Source organism: Paenibacillus sp. FSL R5-0475 (genome assembly GCF_038004585.1).
Classification (GTDB): Bacteria; Bacillota; Bacilli; order Paenibacillales; family Paenibacillaceae; genus Paenibacillus_AQ.
Map to the genome: position 1 here is coordinate 3,044,023 of NZ_JBBORK010000001.1, position 16,623 is coordinate 3,060,645.

Below are 16,623 nucleotides of genomic sequence, written 5' to 3' on the forward strand. Positions count from 1 at the left end.
CGTGAGCTAGTGTCTTTTAACCAGGGTACATTCGGTTAGTAATTTTGTTTTTCGAGGATTCATTGCATTCCTACCTCTGCTGGAAGCGAGTTATTTCTTGTCCCCACTGCTTTAATAACGAAATTGTAGGATTTAGCAGAATCTATGCCGTTTAATGTATAGCTGTAACTCGTCTGACCGCTTACCGTCGGCACATACACGCTCCAATTTGTGCTAACTTTATCATTTTTCTCATAAATCCGGTAACCCCGCACCGGGTCAGGGCTATTTGTTGGTGCTTTCCACGAAAGAACTGCACGGTTCCCTGACTGTCTTACTGCGCTTGGATTTTCGACAATGCCGGGTTTGACGTCAGTCCGCTTAATACTGTAAGCATCATAGACGGCAAGGGGTTTATCTTTAACTGCTGTGTAGGATGTAAATTTCAACACATCGTTTGTAATGGAAACATCCACGAACATTTTCTTGTTGGGCTGATCGTTTTTTGCTGCAAAAAAAGTGTCTGCGTCTGGATTAATAGCATAGAATTTCGAAGCGGCCGAGTTGCCCATTAGATACACAGTCCCTTTGGGATTCAGCACATTTCCTTGCTCATCGGTAATGACATTCTTAATCGGAACGTTGTTCAGCATTTGAAAAGACCTCATATACATATGGTCATGTCCCTCAAACACCATATCCACACCCAGCTCATCAAATACAGGAATCAGATATTTGCGGTAAAATTCTACCCGGTCGCTTTCTGCCGAAGCATTATCCCCTGAGGAATAAGCTCCCTTATGCATAGAGACGAATTTCCACTTCTTATCGGTCTTTGCCACCTGATTCCGCATCCATTCCAATTGCTTCGTGAACTGAATATCTGCTTTGTACGGCTTGACCTCTCCTTCGTACTGGGAATTGATCTGCATAAACAGTGCATCGCCGTATTCGAAAGCATATACCGACCCGTCATGAGCACCCGTCCCGACATCTTTTGGAAGATTAAAATGGTTATAGAAGTTATTATTCGGATAATCCTCTATCTCATGGTTGCCGATAATCGGTGCAAATGGCACATTGGCAAATTCTTTTTTCGGCACACCTAAGAACCACTGCCACAGCTGCTCCAGATCACCGTCATCCGTTAGATCCCCTGTAAGAAGAACAAACTTGGGATCTACCGTTTTCTCAATAGCTCTCTTAAAAGTATCCTGCCACAGATCGAAATTCGATTTACTTGAGCCTTGGGTGTCGGTTACATAGAGGAAATGGAAATCCTGATTATCCGCCTTGTCCGTGGTAAAAGAACCCGCCTCGCTCCAGCCGTCTGCATCACCGTTACCGGCCCGGTAGATATACTTAGTTCCAGGCATAAGACCGCTTGCAATAAGCTTATGGCTGGCGAACTTTTTATACTTCTTGGAACTTCTGTCTCCTGATATCATTAAGGTTTCAATAACTGTTGAGCTGCCCTCATAAGAAGTTGCCAGTTGTTCCGGGAACTCGCTTCCTCCCGCATTGGAGGCCTCCACCACTTGCACTACTGTACCTCTGACAGTTTCGGCTGTATACCAGTCAAAGGCGATACTTGTCTTTGGGTCCCCATTAAAAGTCATGTTCAGCAGAGTTGGTGTTTTGTTGCCGATATCCGGAGACTTCGTCTTAAAGCTCCAGGTAATATCGTTTTCCGGTGTCCGGCCATCCGTAGTCCCCTTAACAAGCTCTTTTGGGATGGTCACTTTATAAGTTTTACCGGCAATAAAATTAGGGTGGCTGACTTTAACCGAGTCTTGACCGAGGAGCGAAGTAGAGATGTTGTTAAGAGGAACATTGTTTTCTGTGATTACAACTTGATAGCCACTGTCGAGACTGATGGCTTTATTAAACTTCACAGTGATCTCTGCATTAAGGGAAACATCTGCAGCCCCTGAAGCGGGAGTTTTGCTTACCTCAAGTGTGGGAGTGTCTCCTGGTTCGCCGCTGCTGCGTGTTCCTTTAATTACCACATCTTTGATTCTGCTTGAGCCTGAGCTGGATACCGTTCCCCCGCTTACGCTTTTCGTAGAGTTAACCACCCAGCGGATATAGAGTACATCTTGATTGTTTGTTCCCGCAGGCAAAACGAGGTTCGTTAATTTGCAGGAATTATTGGAACAATTAAAATTGTTCTGGGCTAGAACAAGGTTGCCGCCCGCAACATTTGTCCATTCCTGCTGATCTATACTGTATTGCACCTTAAAATCCCTAGGTCCTGTACTTGAAGAAGTTTGCTGTGAAGAGAGGAGGATACCTTCGAAGCCTTGGGTAGAAAGCGTGGCAAGCCAGTATTTAGTGCCCGTTCCTTCATGCCAGCCCTGGTTGCGTACGCTGTTCTCACTGGGCTCATAGGTGTATGCATCCGTATTTGTTCCTATATCACGAATGGATGAAGCCGTTTGATATACTCCGCCTGTAGCCGGAAATACTCCGTTCTCGCCTTTGTCTTTAAAAATCCACTGGGCAATCGTTTCCTGAGCTGCAGTTACTTCGCTTGCAAGATCTTCCTCATTTCCCTCCCTTCCTGCTGAAACAAAACCGGTCAACTCCATGGCAAGCAGCAAACCTATAACCATTAGACTGATTACCTTGGGAAATCTGTTTTTGAGATAAGATTGGTGGTTATCCATTCGACCCATCTCCCTCTTCATTAATCTCACTTATCATCGAACCGCCGTCTCCAAGAAGAACGGCGGTTTTGTCTACTCTCACATTCCTGTTATTGGAGTTCCCAGTCGGTGACTTGAAGGACTGCCGAATCTGCACCCTTCAGGTCTGTCTCTCCCATGTTGAGCAAATTGCTCCACTGCTTCACACGGTTCTTGCCGTTAGGCGGAGAGTTGTACTCATTAGTATCCACAATCTTGGTCCGTTCTTTATAGAATTTGGTCATGAAAGTCTTCTCATCGGTGCTGCTTCCTGATTTACCCAAAAGCCCTTGAAGAGTCTCGGAGCCGCCGGTTGCTCCATGGTTCAGCGCAGCATCCACGAAGGAACCAATAGTTAATGCCGAGTTAAAGCCGCGATTTCGGGCCTGCTCCACACTGTATTTAATGTAGATATTGTAGAACGTTTTCCACATAGCCTCTCTCCACTCGGGATCATTTTGCAAATTGCCAATTTTTCTGCAGAAGCTCTCTTCGCTTTCATTGATTTCGAGGATCTTCCCTTTCATCGAACCCTTGACACCGATCCGGGCCAATGCGCCTTTAACCGAAGGATTACTCGCGCCTTTGGCAGCATCATATGCCTTGAACAGATCCGGACCGTCGGGACCGGTATCATTTGAGCCACCTGTAGTCGCACCGAATATTCCAATCGTATACCCGCGGTCATCATCAATATCTTCACAATATCCGTAAAAATTGATCCAGTTCAGATCGTCCTGCTCCGGTTTGTTGACAAGCATCATAATATTGTTCCACTGCTCACCATCCAGACCTGTGTTGTCGCGCAAGAATTGAAGTGTTGCCGGTGAGAAATTAGAATCAGGGTTCCCTGCCGCATAACTTTTCTGTTGAGATGCACTGGACAGATAGCCATAAGAAAAAATCATTGAAAAACTGAGCAGGATCATCAATGAAAATCTCATCTTCTTGGAAACCTTACTATTCGTTGAATTAAGCACCGCAATCTCTCCTTTGATTAAATAGTTTAAGCGCTTTAACTTTGAGTGGCAGCGAACCTTATCCCCAACCTATCTGAGCATGACAGCCCTCCTTTTTCCAACACTTGGTAATTCAATTTAAGCTTATCTCAAAAAGTTTGTCCAAACAGCACGTATTTTCTTGTAATTATTAATTTTTATACATATATTGCTACAACCCCTAGATTAAGTCTACAATCCTCTTAGGAGGTGCTGAATGAAACCGGTATTTTATGAGTCTACTCTTTTTGAGATCAGCCGCAAGAAACAGGTATACACCAGCATGCCTTCAAGACACTATCATGATGCATATGAGATTCTGTATTTAATATCCGGGGATTTTTATTATTTTATAGGGGACAGAACCTACCAGGTTGCGGGCGGTACGTTGCTATTTATGGATATTCACGAAATGCACAAACTGGTTAATTCCGGCTGCAATATGTATGAACGGGTTACACTGCTGTTTAAAAAAGAATTCCTGCAGCATTTCTGCACCGGCGGTCAATGTGAGGAACTGCTCGAATTGTTCAAAAGTGATTACCGCGCTTTGAAGATGACCGGGAAGGATCAGTATTTCATCGAACAGCTTTTTCAGAAGATGATCCAGGAGGGAAAGAAGCAAGCTCGCGGATATGAACAATACCAACAAATAATATTGGTGGAGTTGCTTCTCTATCTTAATCGTAAACTATTTGACAGCCGTGTAACCCCATTAGTGGAATCCAATCGTACACATAAGAAAGTCCTGGACATCGTTAATTATGTAAATCAACATTATATGGAACCGCTTAAGCTCTGTGAGATTTCACAGAAATTCGACATAAGCTCTTCCTACTTATGCCGAACTTTTAAAGAAGCCACCGGGTTCAGCTTCATTGAATATATCAATAACATCCGCATTAAAGAAGCGCGTGATTTGCTGGTTGGCTCTTCTTTTAATGTTACTGAAATTGCGGGAATGGTTGGGTTTGATAACACATCCCATTTTGGACGAACCTTCAAATTATTGATGGGCATCTCGCCGCTCTGCTTCCGCAAACAATTTAAGTCTTAACAGCAAAAACACTGGAATACGTCATGACATTTCGTCAAGACGAACAAATTGCAGGTTTCTTGTCTGCAGTTGGTTTAGCACTTCCTCTAAAGATTGCAGCATAAAATAAGGAGCATGCCGGTCCGCGCCCACAGTCTCACCACTGTCGTGAAGTAAAACAACGGAGCCATCGGTGATTCCACTTAACAGAGTGGCCTGCATCCGGGTTTGACAGACCCGGGTGTTCCAGTCGCCTGCCTTCAGCGACCATAGAACAATTCGATACTGTTTGTATCGAAAGAAATCAAATAGATTGATTAATCCCCAGGGTGGACGGTAATGATTGGGTCGGGTTCCGACAATAGACTCTATAATATCAGCAGAGCGGTCCAGATGTTCTCGCCTAATCGTACGGGGCAGCATCAGCCAGTTAGAGGTATGACAATAATTATGGATGCCAATCTGATGGCCTTCCCGATCCATTCTTCTGATCAGGTCTGGATACTGCTCCGCTCTCGATCCTAGCACGAAAAAAGTAGCCTTCACTTGATGCAACTTCAATAAATCCAGCAATATCGGCGTATATTTCGGATGTGGCCCATCGTCAAAAGTGAATGCCACCTGTTTTTTTACCGTTCCTTTGCGAAAGACACCAAAGCCGCTCACTCGCGTAATCAAACTTGGAATAAACATGTAAAGAGTGGCGGTACATAGTATTCCTCCTATAAGATATGTAAGAATAATTACACCTCCATATAACAAACTTACGACTTATCCAGAATAGTTCTGTCCGGGTGAGAAGCGATTCTTCAGTGAGGCCCGTGAATGAATCAGTAACATCGGGACCAGTTGTTCGGTTCGCCGACTGATTCTTTGTCTCCCTTCCGGATGCATAGCAGACAGCAGCAATCGAAGATAAATGGTGGTGATGCGTTCAAAAACACCGGACTTTATATTTTGTTGTTCAAAACCAAGACCGTGTGTTAATCCCCGATGGAGCAGTGTAATCCCCAATAAAGCCTTGACCTGCCTGAACTCGGACTGCGATTCGAAGGCTTCATTGATTTGCTGCATTGATTTGCGCAGCATGCGAGCCGTTTGGAGTGCAGCACGATCCGATCCTTCGGACTGGATCAACTTCAGGATGCTTCCATTATCGAGGTGGAGCTCTCCCACCCACTCACCCTGATTGATGACCGTGGCGTCCTGGCATACAATTGGCTGTCCCCGGTGTTTTTTTAGCATCACGGTACATATACCAAAACTCGACTTATGCGATCCGCGAAAATGTGAAAGCAACGCAAAAGCTTTTTCCCACATCATCCAGACGGATTGCACTGTGGTTTTACGTATTTTGAAACCCAACTCATCCACCATCCTTAATACGGTTATAGTCTCTCATTTCATACATTGTACATAACGTAACTTTCTTTTTTCTTATCCGATTCTTACAAAAATCTTAAGACTGTTCGACTGTAACAAGGAACATAATGAACCACATTAAATCTTTTTTTAACGTCTACTTCTATTTGACGCTATTCACCGGGATTTCTCTGCGCGTACATCAAATTTTTATACAACTATTTTCATTAGGACATGAGCTTCTCCAGACCACATTGCGGGCCCACGTGACTTCAAAGTAAAAAGGTAACTTCAAAAGAAGTTACCTTGAATAAACAATCGTTATGATGTCATTTCATCGTCTTTTGTTTATTGATCACAAATTTACTGGCTGTTTAACTCCCCTGCCTCCTCATGATGAATAAGACATGCTGCTATCAACCCAATGCACAGAATACATGCCAATAGAAGAAACGTAATTAAATAACTTGCATGATTCATCAATTGAAGCGAGATAATCGGACCAAAGCTTGTGCCTGTAAACAATATAAAAGTATATACAGATACAGCTATCCCGCGCATCTTGCCGCCCACTTGCCCAACAAGCGAAACAAGTGAAGGAACGGCTAGTGCCATCCCCGCCACAAAAAGGATGCTCATCACAATAAGAAGCGGCAGATTAGAAATCATCCCCATAGAAGCCAAACCAATGATCGCTAGCAGCAATCCACCGCGAAGCGTTATACCTACGCCGACATGCTTAGATATTCTTCCAGCGAATGGAGAAACAAGCATAAGGCAGAGTTACCTAACATCATGTATTCGAGATATGCACAGAACTCCGAAAAACTAATTTTTGAATAATCCGGATCAGATGTTTATCCAGCTTCAATTGCTTTCCATTAACGTGCCTATTCTAGCCACACCACTCTTGAGCGCCGCTCGAATAACCGCTTCCCGGATACGCTCCACTACCCGTAGATCAAACGCATTCGGCATAATATAAGTTTCATGAAGATCACTGGCGTCAATCACCGAAGATATCGCCTCTGCAGCAGCCAGTTTCATATCTTCATTGATTTCAGTGGCGCCACAGTCAAGGGCTCCACGAAAAATACCGGGAAAACAGAGAACATTATTGATCTGGTTAGGAAAATCGGAGCGCCCTGTCGCCATAACCTTGACGTAAGGCCCGGCAATTTCAGGATCAATCTCCGGAGTAGGATTGGCCATGGCAAATACAATCGGATCAGCAGCCATTCTTTTTACATCACCTAGCTTTAAGGCACCGGGGGCGGATAGTCCGATAAATACATCGGCACCCTGAATAACTTCAGATAAGGAACCTCTCTCCAGATGAGGATTCGTAATTAGTGCAAACTCGCTCCAATGCGATTTATCGTAATGGACTGCACGGTTAATTGCACCCTGGCGGTCCACACCGATCAAATTTACAGCACCGGCATGCAGGAGCATCTTGGATACGGCGATACCGGCGGCTCCAATACCATTCACCACTATCTTCACATTCTTAATGTCCTTGTTGCATACTCTTAAAGCATTCAAAATTCCAGCCAGTACTACAATCGCCGTTCCATGCTGATCGTCGTGGAAGACTGGAATATCGAGCTCCTGCTTAAGTCTCGCTTCAATTTCAAAGCAACGAGGCGAAGAAATATCTTCGAGATTAATGCCTCCGAAGGTAGGGGCGATTGCTTTGACAATCGCGATAATTTCTTCGGTATCTTTTGTATCCAGACAGATTGGGAAAGCGTCCACATCTGCAAACTGTTTGAACAACGCTGCTTTGCCTTCCATGACCGGCATGGCTGCTTTGGGACCGATATCACCAAGTCCGAGTACAGCTGTTCCGTCACTAACGACCGCCACCGAATTTTTCTTAATCGTATATTCGTATGCTTTATCTTGGTCTGCGGCGATAGCCTGACACACTTTAGCTACTCCGGGTGTATATACCTTGGATAAATCCTCCATGCTTCGAATAGGGTTCTTCAAGCCGGTCTCCAGCTTGCCGCCAACATGCATCTTCATTACTTCATCCATTATTTTCATTACTGTTCCTCCTGTTAATTGCAATATATTTTTCTCTATAAGCTTTCTGGATGTATGTTTGACATCCTAATCAGCTCCAAAACCGCAATAGAATAGTTGCCACAATAACGGTGCTGACGCCGCCGATCCGGGTGGAGATCTGGGCAAATGGCATGAGCTGCATACGATTGGAGGCAGAGAGAATGGCTACATCTCCGGTTCCACCCAAGCCGCTATGGCAGACGGTTACAATTGCCGCATCGACAGGGTACATATTGATTTTTCTTCCCACAAAATAGCCGGAAACCACCATGCTGAAGACGATGGCAAGGCAGGTCAGCACATAAGGTAGAGAGATAATGGCAGCTACATCCTTCAGAGGAACGTATAGCATGCCCAAACCTACCATGAGCGGCCATGTCAGGTTACCAGCAACGAACTTATACAACTGGTAAGCCCCATTTTCGAATCTTTCGGGAAGCGCCTTGACACATTTGATCAGTACGGCCATCAGAATCATGACAATCGGTCCGGGTATCCCTACATAATCTGCAAGCAATGCCCCAACAATGAAGAAACTACATGCGATCAGAAGTCCCGCACCCATCATCATGAAATCTTTGGGTTTGTTATCCGGATTGTCATGCTGTAGATCGTCACCGGATTTGACTAGTGTACCGTTACCGCTTAGATGGGGCTTTTTCTCGCCCAGACGTTTCAAGAAGCCCGCCACAATGATGGCGAATACGTTGCCGATAATTGCCGACGGGATCATCTGCGATACGTAATAACCCGCTTCGTGTCCACCCAGAATGCTTGAGTATGCAATCGAGAGAGGAAGAATGCCTTCACCGATTCCACCGCCAAGGATCGGTACGATAATAAAGAAGAAAGTATGATACATGCTATAACCTGTGATCGTTCCTACCAGTAGTCCGCCGAGAACCGCTGCAATCGTCCCGACGATCAGCGGGATGAAGATCCGCGTAATACCCGCTACCAATGTTTTGCGGTACATGCCGAGCATACTGCCACTCACCAGGATGGAGATGTACAAGTACAGGAAGTTTGCCTCTTTCATCAATGTAGTGACAGCGTCTGTCACAGTAGAGTTGAACAAATTCAAGTAAATCAGCAGGGATGGGATCATAAGGGCCATGATTGCGGGGCCGCCTATATTTTTCAACAAGGGAAGCTTCATACCGATATCACTCAGCAGAATACCCAGAACCATAATGACAGCGAACCCTCCAATCATGTCATTCGGTAGCTTCCCGGCCATACTTGCAAGAAGAATGACCACTGCCAGAGCTAGATACACAGGGAGCGGAAAGACACCAACCTTAAATTGCTTACATTTTTGAATGAAGGCAGCCTTTTCTGGCAGGGGACCTTCCTTTCCTTTGGAAACAGGTGATGGAATCGTATTTTGCATTTTTCATTTCCTCCTAAACTCTTTTCTAGCCTTATAGTAGCGGAAATGAAAGCGCTTTTGTTTTTACGTAATTATTGATTGAATTATAAAAATTATTAAAGTAAGCGCTATCAAAAATAAGCAATCAAAAACCGCCGATTCCTTATAAAACTCGGAACCGGCGGCCCACCCCAAAAGGTTATATGAATTTAGAAATCACAGAACTGCCGCGGGAAGACATGCGATATCGCTGTACAGGCCTTCCAATGGTGCCATAGGTCAATTCACTGTTCAGCGCTCCCATATCCGCGAGGACGGCAAGATATTTCCCGACCGAAACCCGCGAAATTCCGGAACTAACTGCAATCTCTTCAGTGCTAAAGGGATTTGCATTATGGGTCTCCACCGCTTTCCAGACCGTCCGAAGTGTATGCCGGGTAAAGCCCTTAGATAAATCCTGAACGACCGAGGGCTCTTTCCTATACCCGGTTAGCTTATCTAGTTCAGACTGATCCAGGGAATCCTGATTACGGAACAGGAAATGCTGCTCCTTGTAAGCTGAAAGGGCTGCGAGAAACCGTTCAAACTCAAACGGTTTGATAAGATAATCGACTGCACCGTTCTGAAGCGCGTCTCGGATACTGTCCTTATCGCTCGCAGCTGAAATGATAATCACATCTATTCGTTTACTGCCTCGACGGAGAGCGGACAGCAGCTCCAATCCATTGCTCTCCTTCATGTAAATATCCAGCAGAATCAGCTCGAAAGACTCATCTGCCAATTTGATCAGAGCTTCACCCACTGATTTTGCCCAGCCTTTACACTGAAAACCTTCCACTTGCTCCAGATAGAATTTATTCATCTCGGCTACCATCGGATCATCTTCTACAATCAATACACTAATCATTGACCATCACTCTTTGCTCGATAGGGTAAACTAACCGTAAATCGGGTCCCTTCTCCCTTTCCTGTTTCACAAACAATCTTACCTCCCATAGCTTTAAGGCTCCGCTCAACCAGATACAAGCCGATGCCTCGGTCATGTCCTTTTGTAGAATACCCCTGTTGAAAAATATATGGCAATTTCTCATCTGGGATACCGCTTCCATTATCGCTAACCGTAACTATCAGCGTCTTATCCTGATATTGAAAGCTGAAATGAATATATTTGCTGCCTCTACCTTCCGGTGCTTCCATAGCATTATCCAAAAGATTACCGACTATCGTAATGAGTTGGCAGGAGCGTTCCGGATCGCTAGGCTCCGGCAGAACCCCATCCTCCAGAAGCACCAGCCGAACTCCGGCTTCTCTGGCCCGGCTCAGCTTACCCAATAGAAATCCGGCCATCACAGGGTCCTTCACTTGTCTCACCACCGTTCCCATCTCTGCCTGTGTTGTTGTGACAGTACTTGTTATATACGCCTCCAACCGATCATACCTTTTCATATGTGTTAATCCTAATATTACATGCAGCTTGTTCATAAACTCATGCGCCTGGGCACGCAATGCCTCGGCATATAAGGAGATGCCAGATAACCTTTCCATAAGTATGCTGATTTCCGTCTTATCACGGAATGTGGCAATTGCACCTTCTACAGATCCATTTACGTGAATGGGAACCACGTTTGCCAGTAACGTAACACCGCTATGCTCCACCTCCAAGTCCTGGCTGGCTTCACCGGTCTTGAGCACTGTATTCATCCGCAGTGATGGCCAAAAGCTCTCCACCGACTGGTTCAAGGGATCATCCTGCATGCCAATGGCTGCAAGCAAACGCCTGGCTTCTGTATTAATCAAAGTAATACGTGACTCTTTATCAACGGCAATGACTCCCTCCCTAACTGACTGTAGCATGGAGTTGCGCTCTTCCAAAAGCTTAGCAATAGCGGCCGGTTCCATGCCAAACATCATTTTTTTGATAACACGTGCCAGCAGAAATGCTCCCGCAGCCCCTATTAGACTGCCTATAAGCAATCCCCAATAAAGGATTCCCACGTTCTCTCTTATGGCAAGTCTGATGTTTCCCAGTGATATTCCTACTGCCACCGCTCCTAATTGTTTCCCGCTTGCAGAAAAGACAGGTGAAAACGCTCTTACAGATGGGCCCAAAGAACCCTCGGCTTCCGAAATGCTTTCCTGCCCCTGCAAGACTGCGGCTTCGTCGCCACCGATAAAATGCTTACCAATTTTGTCCTTGTCCGGATGGGAATATCTGATTGCATTCATATCCATGACCACAACAAATTCCACATTGTTCAACAATCGGATTTCCTCAGTGTAGCTTTGCAATTCAGACGAGCTGCGTGATTTGTTTAACGCTTCAATAATTAGAGGGTTACGCGATAACGTACGGGAAATGATCACAGCCTTTTGTTCCAACGAGGATTTTGTTTGTGAGGTAACCTTTATACTAAATAGCAGATAGACCACTAGCAGCATTATGATAAGAACTGCACCAATCATCAAAGTAATTGTTGTTTGCAGCCGAAGTGTATGTTTGCCAATTTTCATCAGCTGTCCCTCCGGAAATTTTTCTTCATTCTAACGTATACGTGCAAGGATGGCTATGACCTTATACGCTACACCGTTATAATAAAACAACAAACGCATGGCTAAGATGAGCCCAAGCGTTTGTTTGCCTAGCCGAAAAGAGGCAGGGGGATAACTTATTGTGCTTTTACGAATTCAGCGGATTTTATACCCGTTTGGCGGCCGAAAATAATGATTTCCGCAACAGAGTTACCGCCGATCCGGTTTTGACCATGCAAGCCTCCGGTAACTTCGCCTGCTGCAAAAAGGCCTGGAATCGGTTGTCCGTCTTTATTTAAAACTTCTGTGTTGGTGTTGATTTTCACGCCTCCCATCGTGTAGTGAATTCCCGGGCCGATTTTAATTGCATAATATGGCGCGTCGGACAAGTCATTGTCCATTCCGGTTGTTCTGCCGAAGTCGGCATCCTGTTTATTCGTCACCGCGCTGTTCCAGGTCTCTAGTGCAGTTTTCAACTGATCTGCCGGTACGTCCATTTTTGTTGCCAAAGCCTCGATCGAATCTCCTTGGATAACGAAGCCCATTTTTTCATATTGTTCAATCGCTTTAGCGTGAGATTTTACGCCGGAATCAAATACAAGAAACGCAGACTTCTCAGGAAGCTTATTGATTGCAGCGGTGACATTATCTCTTGTATCCAGTTCGTTTGTGAAACGTTTGCCTACACTTGAAACCAGGATCGCTCCTTCCCCACGAACAGCCTCCCCAATGAGATAGGATTTTTCCTGCTGCACAGTCGGGTGAACTTGGATTTGATCCATATCGACTGTGGTACCGCCGAGCTTCTCAATCATCTTGATACCGTCACCGGTGCTGCCCGGCTGGTTGGTGGTAACGTACCCCTCCAAATCAGATCTGACTCCTGAAATCATGTCTAAATTGGCGCCGAAACCGCCGGTTGTCACCACGACAGCAGACGCTGTAATCGTTTTCTCTTCCGTTTGGTCAAAGATAACTTTGACGCCATTGACCTTACCGTCTTTTTCGGTAATTTCCTTGACATTGGCGTTCACAAAAAGGGGAATGCCTTGTTCTTGTACGTTTTTCACCAAACCTTTGACAAGGTATTGTCCTACTGCAGAGCCATCTTCAGGACGGTGTGTGCGTTTTTCGTTCATCCCGCCTGTAATCGTGATATTATTCAATCTAATCCCGATAGAATCCAGCCAATCAATCGCACTTGCGGAATTGTCTACGAAGAAACGAAGCATCTCTTTATCGTTCGTATCATGGCCACCTTTTAAGGACTCTTCATAAAACAGATCATTGCTGTCTTCAATGCCTTGCTCTTTTTGGAATTTCGTTTCAGAAGCATTCATTCCCGAAGATGATTTTGTTGTATTTCCGCCGGCAACTGGCATTTTTTCAAAAATAACCGGGTTCATACCTTTTGCTCTCGCCTCAAGTGCAGCAGACATTCCGGCACCGCCTGCACCAATAATGATGATGTCATATTTATCTTTTAGTTGATCGTACGGTGTATAGCTAGCTTTGGATGCTCCCGAAACGGCTTCAGTTTCCTTTGTCTCGTTGATCTTGCTGGTGTTCTTGCTGGTGTTCTTGTTCCCGTTTCCATTGCTGCTGTTGCTGTTGCCACATCCTGTGATAACAAGCATGACTGAGAGAACGAGAATAAGAGCAGTGGTTACTTTTTTATTCATGTTATAGCTTTGCCCCCTTGTGAATATTTTTACAATCAGCTTAACGGCAAAGGCCCTGCTCTTGAAAGTTTATGTAACTAAAAAAAACGTTTTGTAACTAAATTAATCACTGCAATGTGTACGAAAGACCACCGGTTAGGGGCATGGCTCAAAAAAAGAAGAGCCTTTAGGCTCTCCTTCGTTTACAAGATCGCTTTCATCCGATTGTTTCTTGGATTATGCTCTACTTCCGCAAGACCCAATTCTTCGAGCAACGGTGGAATATACATTCCGAATCGCCCCCGAAGTCCCTTCTTTAATCCATACCAACCGCCGACAGGGTTTTCAGGTGAACGCCCCCATGCTTCAACGGTACCTTCTTTTGCTGGTTTTTGCTCATCAGCACTTCCTAACTCCATCCAATCACCATTTTGTATAAGCATGGCGTGCAGATCTTCAATACAGCGGTAGTCATAATGCAAAACCGTTTTCCCTACAGTGCAAACTATAATTTCTTTACCGTCTTTTTCGACCTTATACATTTCATACTCGGATGTTTGCGGTGGTGTCTTTAACTTCCAAGGATTTTCCTTGGTTCCTGTAGCTGTCGTCATATTTTCAACTCCCAAAGTAACTCACAAAATTAGTAAGTTCTACTCATTTTATTATATTTGCATCACCTTACTATACTTCATTACCTTTATTCGTCCTACTCAGTATAAGAAAGCTTGCACTATCATTCCAAACTACTCAACTCCACCACATCTCCACTAGTGGCCTTCACAGCATAATTACAATCTAACTTCCCGCACAGCACATACTTCTTCTGCCCAGGATCATACACATAGACGGGTGTTAATTCGAACCATCCCTTGAGCTTGTCATAAGCTTCGTCATGGCTTACAGAAATCCCCTCTTCGCTCTTGAACTCATCAAACATATCGAGCATTGGCTTGTTATCCATATAATTTATAACCTTATAATTCTGCACATCGATGAACAGGAGGATCTTACGCTGGAATATACGATTACTTGGCGCCTTCATCCTCAGTGTTGCCTGAATATGTCCTCTTTCCCGTTGAAAAGTCTTCAACATCCATTCTCCGGATTCATCCGGAAAGAGCTGGCTTAAACCAGCTTCGACTGCGGCTATACATTCGGCTTGTTCTGCGTCTGTGATAGGAAATGAGTCCGGATGCGGCTCACTAGCTATTGCCTGCTCAATGGAAACTACCTCAAGTAGGCGTATCTCCGTCCTTTCGAACGGCTCCAGCTCCGTATTCTGTTGCTCCCAATGGATTACTTGATCAATACTCAGTCGTGCTCTCGTACCTGATATAAACTCAAATGGGATGGTGGTTGTTCCGTCATTTGAAATGTAGATTTCTTCTATCCCATAGATCGGCAGGAGTTGCTTCGTCTCGTACACCGGATATTCTATAAGCTGAAGTTGTTTCCTCGCCTGTGGCTCTATCGTTTGAAGTGTGAGAGTATAGTTCTCTTTGTGCACAAGGGAGCTGGAAGGAAACTGGCCATATACACTGTAAAAAACAAGCCTGCCTTCCGCATCGAAGCGAAGCTCGATCCGTCCACCAGGAGTGACTGGTATGCTACCTATTTTTTCAATAAAATGATATTCTCCAATCTGTTCCTTCTCTAAGTGGAATTGTTTACCGTATACAATCCTTGCCTCATCTTCAATCCACCGGATGACTCCGTTAAAATCTATATTTTGGAATGGTGTCCCATTCGCATAAGATATCCCGCCAACAAAAATCACACTTTTATAGTTGCGGGATTGTAGGTCAATCGTGATGACGGCAGTTCCTTCCGGATTGTAATCGCCCTTCCATTCCTTCATATGTGCAGGAAACCATTCCATACTAAGAAAATAGTTGGTCTCTCCCAGTATCGTAACGTCGCGATAAATTTCATGAGAGTGTAAGTAGTAGTTGTCCAATCCATATTTTTGCTGTGTAGCATCAAGCAGTTCTTTGATTCGAATATCCATCATAGTGCACCCCATAAAATTGATGCCTACATCATACCATTACTTAGTGTTGATTACGAAGCGCAGCAGCGAATATTCGAGTCGATTGTTACTTATTAAATAGTAAAATCTTCTGAATATTCTACATGCTCATGCAATGGGCTTTGCTGATGTTCAGAAAATGATCAGTAACTTGGGTTTTAATAATGCAGAGTGTAATAATATTTTGCACAACCTTCACCAGAATTCTATACGTGAATAATGACCAAAAATTTTTATTGGAGGTAAATCATCATGAATGACATCATCGATGGAAATGCGGCGTTAATACAATTTTTCCCACTTCCAGCGCATCTTTATAGTAAGGATATTGCTTGTATTGTAACTGTTGCTTATGCAGAAGAGCAGGGACCAAATTTAACGGGCCTCATAAATGCTCTATACTCCAAGGGATATATAAACCTTGATCACCTACTAAATTCCTCATGGAAAAAACTATACCAAGTTCCGAGGTTGGGACACAAAAGACTGATGCTTCTACTTAATTTACTAGAACGAATTTCTGCAGATCCCAAGACTATAGAAAACCATACAATTGTCCCTCGTGTTACAATGCAGAGTAAAAAGGATATGAAAGAATTAACTTTAAAGAGGATTATAAAGAAGTATAACGAAACATCTGTGGTGGTATTAACTGAAGCTACCGAAAAAGAAGCTCGTATAAAGAAAATTAAAGATAGACTCCGTGAAATGGGGTTGATTATATAACAAAACCCCGCCAGTATAATGTAGTGCACTCTTTAAATTGGGAGGGTTAAATGAGAGAAGGAGCAATAGAGGTACATTCTTTTACTTACCTTCCATTGCTCCTAATTACATATTTTTTCAATCTTTTCTTAAAAGATTGTAGCTGTTCAAGGCTTGTAATGACTTTCA

Annotated in this window: 13 protein-coding genes and 1 pseudogene; 2 read left to right on the plus strand and 12 right to left on the minus strand. The window is 44.2% G+C overall.

The window, feature by feature from the left end:
- Nucleotides 1–59: 59 nt before the first annotated feature.
- Together MKX41_RS13695 and MKX41_RS13700 are read right to left on the minus strand one after the other, a co-directional pair.
- Nucleotides 60–2,648 (minus strand): metallophosphoesterase, encoded by a 2,589-nt coding sequence (locus MKX41_RS13695; protein WP_340971159.1) that lies wholly within the window; start codon nucleotides 2,646–2,648, stop codon nucleotides 60–62.
- Nucleotides 2,649–2,737: 89 nt separating this feature from the next.
- The gene (locus tag MKX41_RS13700; RefSeq protein ID WP_405176772.1) at nucleotides 2,738–3,610 is read right to left on the minus strand and encodes a chitosanase; all 873 of its coding nucleotides are present in this window, start codon (nucleotides 3,608–3,610) and stop codon (nucleotides 2,738–2,740) included.
- Between the two features lie 271 nt (nucleotides 3,611–3,881).
- Here MKX41_RS13700 and MKX41_RS13705 point away from each other — a divergent pair, with 271 nt between their 5' ends.
- Nucleotides 3,882–4,721, plus strand: a complete 840-nt coding sequence (locus tag MKX41_RS13705; protein WP_076299305.1) for an AraC family transcriptional regulator — start codon at nucleotides 3,882–3,884, stop codon at nucleotides 4,719–4,721.
- A 21-nt stretch (nucleotides 4,722–4,742) separates the two neighbouring features.
- Here the strand turns inward: MKX41_RS13705 and MKX41_RS13710 are convergent, their stop codons facing one another.
- From MKX41_RS13710 to MKX41_RS13755, 10 genes and pseudogenes are all read right to left on the minus strand, one after another.
- Nucleotides 4,743–5,393, minus strand: a complete 651-nt coding sequence (locus MKX41_RS13710) for a polysaccharide deacetylase family protein (protein WP_445671316.1) — start codon at nucleotides 5,391–5,393, stop codon at nucleotides 4,743–4,745.
- A 78-nt stretch (nucleotides 5,394–5,471) separates the two neighbouring features.
- Nucleotides 5,472–6,077, minus strand: a complete 606-nt coding sequence (locus tag MKX41_RS13715; RefSeq protein ID WP_179086687.1) for a YkoP family protein — start codon at nucleotides 6,075–6,077, stop codon at nucleotides 5,472–5,474.
- A gap of 348 nt (nucleotides 6,078–6,425) precedes the next feature.
- Nucleotides 6,426–6,836, minus strand: a pseudogene (locus MKX41_RS13720) (MFS transporter); the annotation flags it as partial.
- A gap of 93 nt (nucleotides 6,837–6,929) precedes the next feature.
- The gene (locus tag MKX41_RS13725) at nucleotides 6,930–8,114 is read right to left on the minus strand and encodes an NAD(P)-dependent malic enzyme (RefSeq protein WP_340971165.1); all 1,185 of its coding nucleotides are present in this window, start codon (nucleotides 8,112–8,114) and stop codon (nucleotides 6,930–6,932) included.
- A gap of 70 nt (nucleotides 8,115–8,184) precedes the next feature.
- Nucleotides 8,185–9,528 carry a 2-hydroxycarboxylate transporter family protein gene (locus tag MKX41_RS13730; RefSeq protein WP_340971168.1) on the minus strand — a complete coding sequence of 448 codons (1,344 nt, stop codon included), beginning with the start codon at nucleotides 9,526–9,528 and terminating at the stop codon, nucleotides 8,185–8,187.
- Nucleotides 9,529–9,706: 178 nt separating this feature from the next.
- Entirely contained in the window at nucleotides 9,707–10,414 is a 708-nt protein-coding gene (locus MKX41_RS13735; RefSeq protein ID WP_340971173.1) for a response regulator, read from the minus strand.
- Nucleotides 10,411–12,018 (minus strand): DcuS/MalK family sensor histidine kinase, encoded by a 1,608-nt coding sequence (dcuS, locus tag MKX41_RS13740; RefSeq protein WP_340971175.1) that lies wholly within the window; start codon nucleotides 12,016–12,018, stop codon nucleotides 10,411–10,413. Before dcuS ends, MKX41_RS13735 begins: the two co-directional genes overlap by 4 nt.
- Nucleotides 12,019–12,173: 155 nt before the next feature.
- Complete coding sequence (locus tag MKX41_RS13745; protein WP_340971177.1) at nucleotides 12,174–13,718, minus strand: flavocytochrome c; 1,545 nt, start codon at nucleotides 13,716–13,718, stop codon at nucleotides 12,174–12,176.
- Between the two features lie 182 nt (nucleotides 13,719–13,900).
- On the minus strand, nucleotides 13,901–14,311 hold the full coding sequence (locus tag MKX41_RS13750; RefSeq protein ID WP_042189670.1) for a DUF6855 family protein: 411 nt from the start codon (nucleotides 14,309–14,311) through the stop codon (nucleotides 13,901–13,903).
- A 122-nt stretch (nucleotides 14,312–14,433) separates the two neighbouring features.
- Nucleotides 14,434–15,711 carry a hypothetical protein gene (locus MKX41_RS13755; protein ID WP_340971179.1) on the minus strand — a complete coding sequence of 426 codons (1,278 nt, stop codon included), beginning with the start codon at nucleotides 15,709–15,711 and terminating at the stop codon, nucleotides 14,434–14,436.
- Nucleotides 15,712–15,981: 270 nt separating this feature from the next.
- Between MKX41_RS13755 and MKX41_RS13760 the strand changes: the two genes are divergently transcribed.
- On the plus strand, nucleotides 15,982–16,455 hold the full coding sequence (locus tag MKX41_RS13760; protein ID WP_340971180.1) for a hypothetical protein: 474 nt from the start codon (nucleotides 15,982–15,984) through the stop codon (nucleotides 16,453–16,455).
- The last annotated feature ends 168 nt before the right edge of the window (nucleotides 16,456–16,623 follow it).

Coding starts and splice junctions, on each gene's coding strand:
- MKX41_RS13695 (WP_340971159.1), bottom strand. CDS start 2,648: ATGGATAACCACCAATCTTATCTCAAAAACAGATTTCCCAAGGTAATC.
- MKX41_RS13700 (WP_405176772.1), bottom strand. CDS start 3,610: ATGAGATTTTCATTGATGATCCTGCTCAGTTTTTCAATGATTTTTTCT.
- MKX41_RS13705 (WP_076299305.1), top strand. CDS start 3,882: ATGAAACCGGTATTTTATGAGTCTACTCTTTTTGAGATCAGCCGCAAG.
- MKX41_RS13710 (WP_445671316.1), bottom strand. CDS start 5,393: ATGTTTATTCCAAGTTTGATTACGCGAGTGAGCGGCTTTGGTGTCTTT.
- MKX41_RS13715 (WP_179086687.1), bottom strand. CDS start 6,077: ATGGTGGATGAGTTGGGTTTCAAAATACGTAAAACCACAGTGCAATCC.
- MKX41_RS13725 (WP_340971165.1), bottom strand. CDS start 8,114: ATGAAAATAATGGATGAAGTAATGAAGATGCATGTTGGCGGCAAGCTG.
- MKX41_RS13730 (WP_340971168.1), bottom strand. CDS start 9,528: ATGCAAAATACGATTCCATCACCTGTTTCCAAAGGAAAGGAAGGTCCC.
- MKX41_RS13735 (WP_340971173.1), bottom strand. CDS start 10,414: ATGATTAGTGTATTGATTGTAGAAGATGATCCGATGGTAGCCGAGATG.
- dcuS (WP_340971175.1), bottom strand. CDS start 12,018: ATGAAAATTGGCAAACATACACTTCGGCTGCAAACAACAATTACTTTG.
- MKX41_RS13745 (WP_340971177.1), bottom strand. CDS start 13,718: ATGAATAAAAAAGTAACCACTGCTCTTATTCTCGTTCTCTCAGTCATG.
- MKX41_RS13750 (WP_042189670.1), bottom strand. CDS start 14,311: ATGACGACAGCTACAGGAACCAAGGAAAATCCTTGGAAGTTAAAGACA.
- MKX41_RS13755 (WP_340971179.1), bottom strand. CDS start 15,711: ATGATGGATATTCGAATCAAAGAACTGCTTGATGCTACACAGCAAAAA.
- MKX41_RS13760 (WP_340971180.1), top strand. CDS start 15,982: ATGAATGACATCATCGATGGAAATGCGGCGTTAATACAATTTTTCCCA.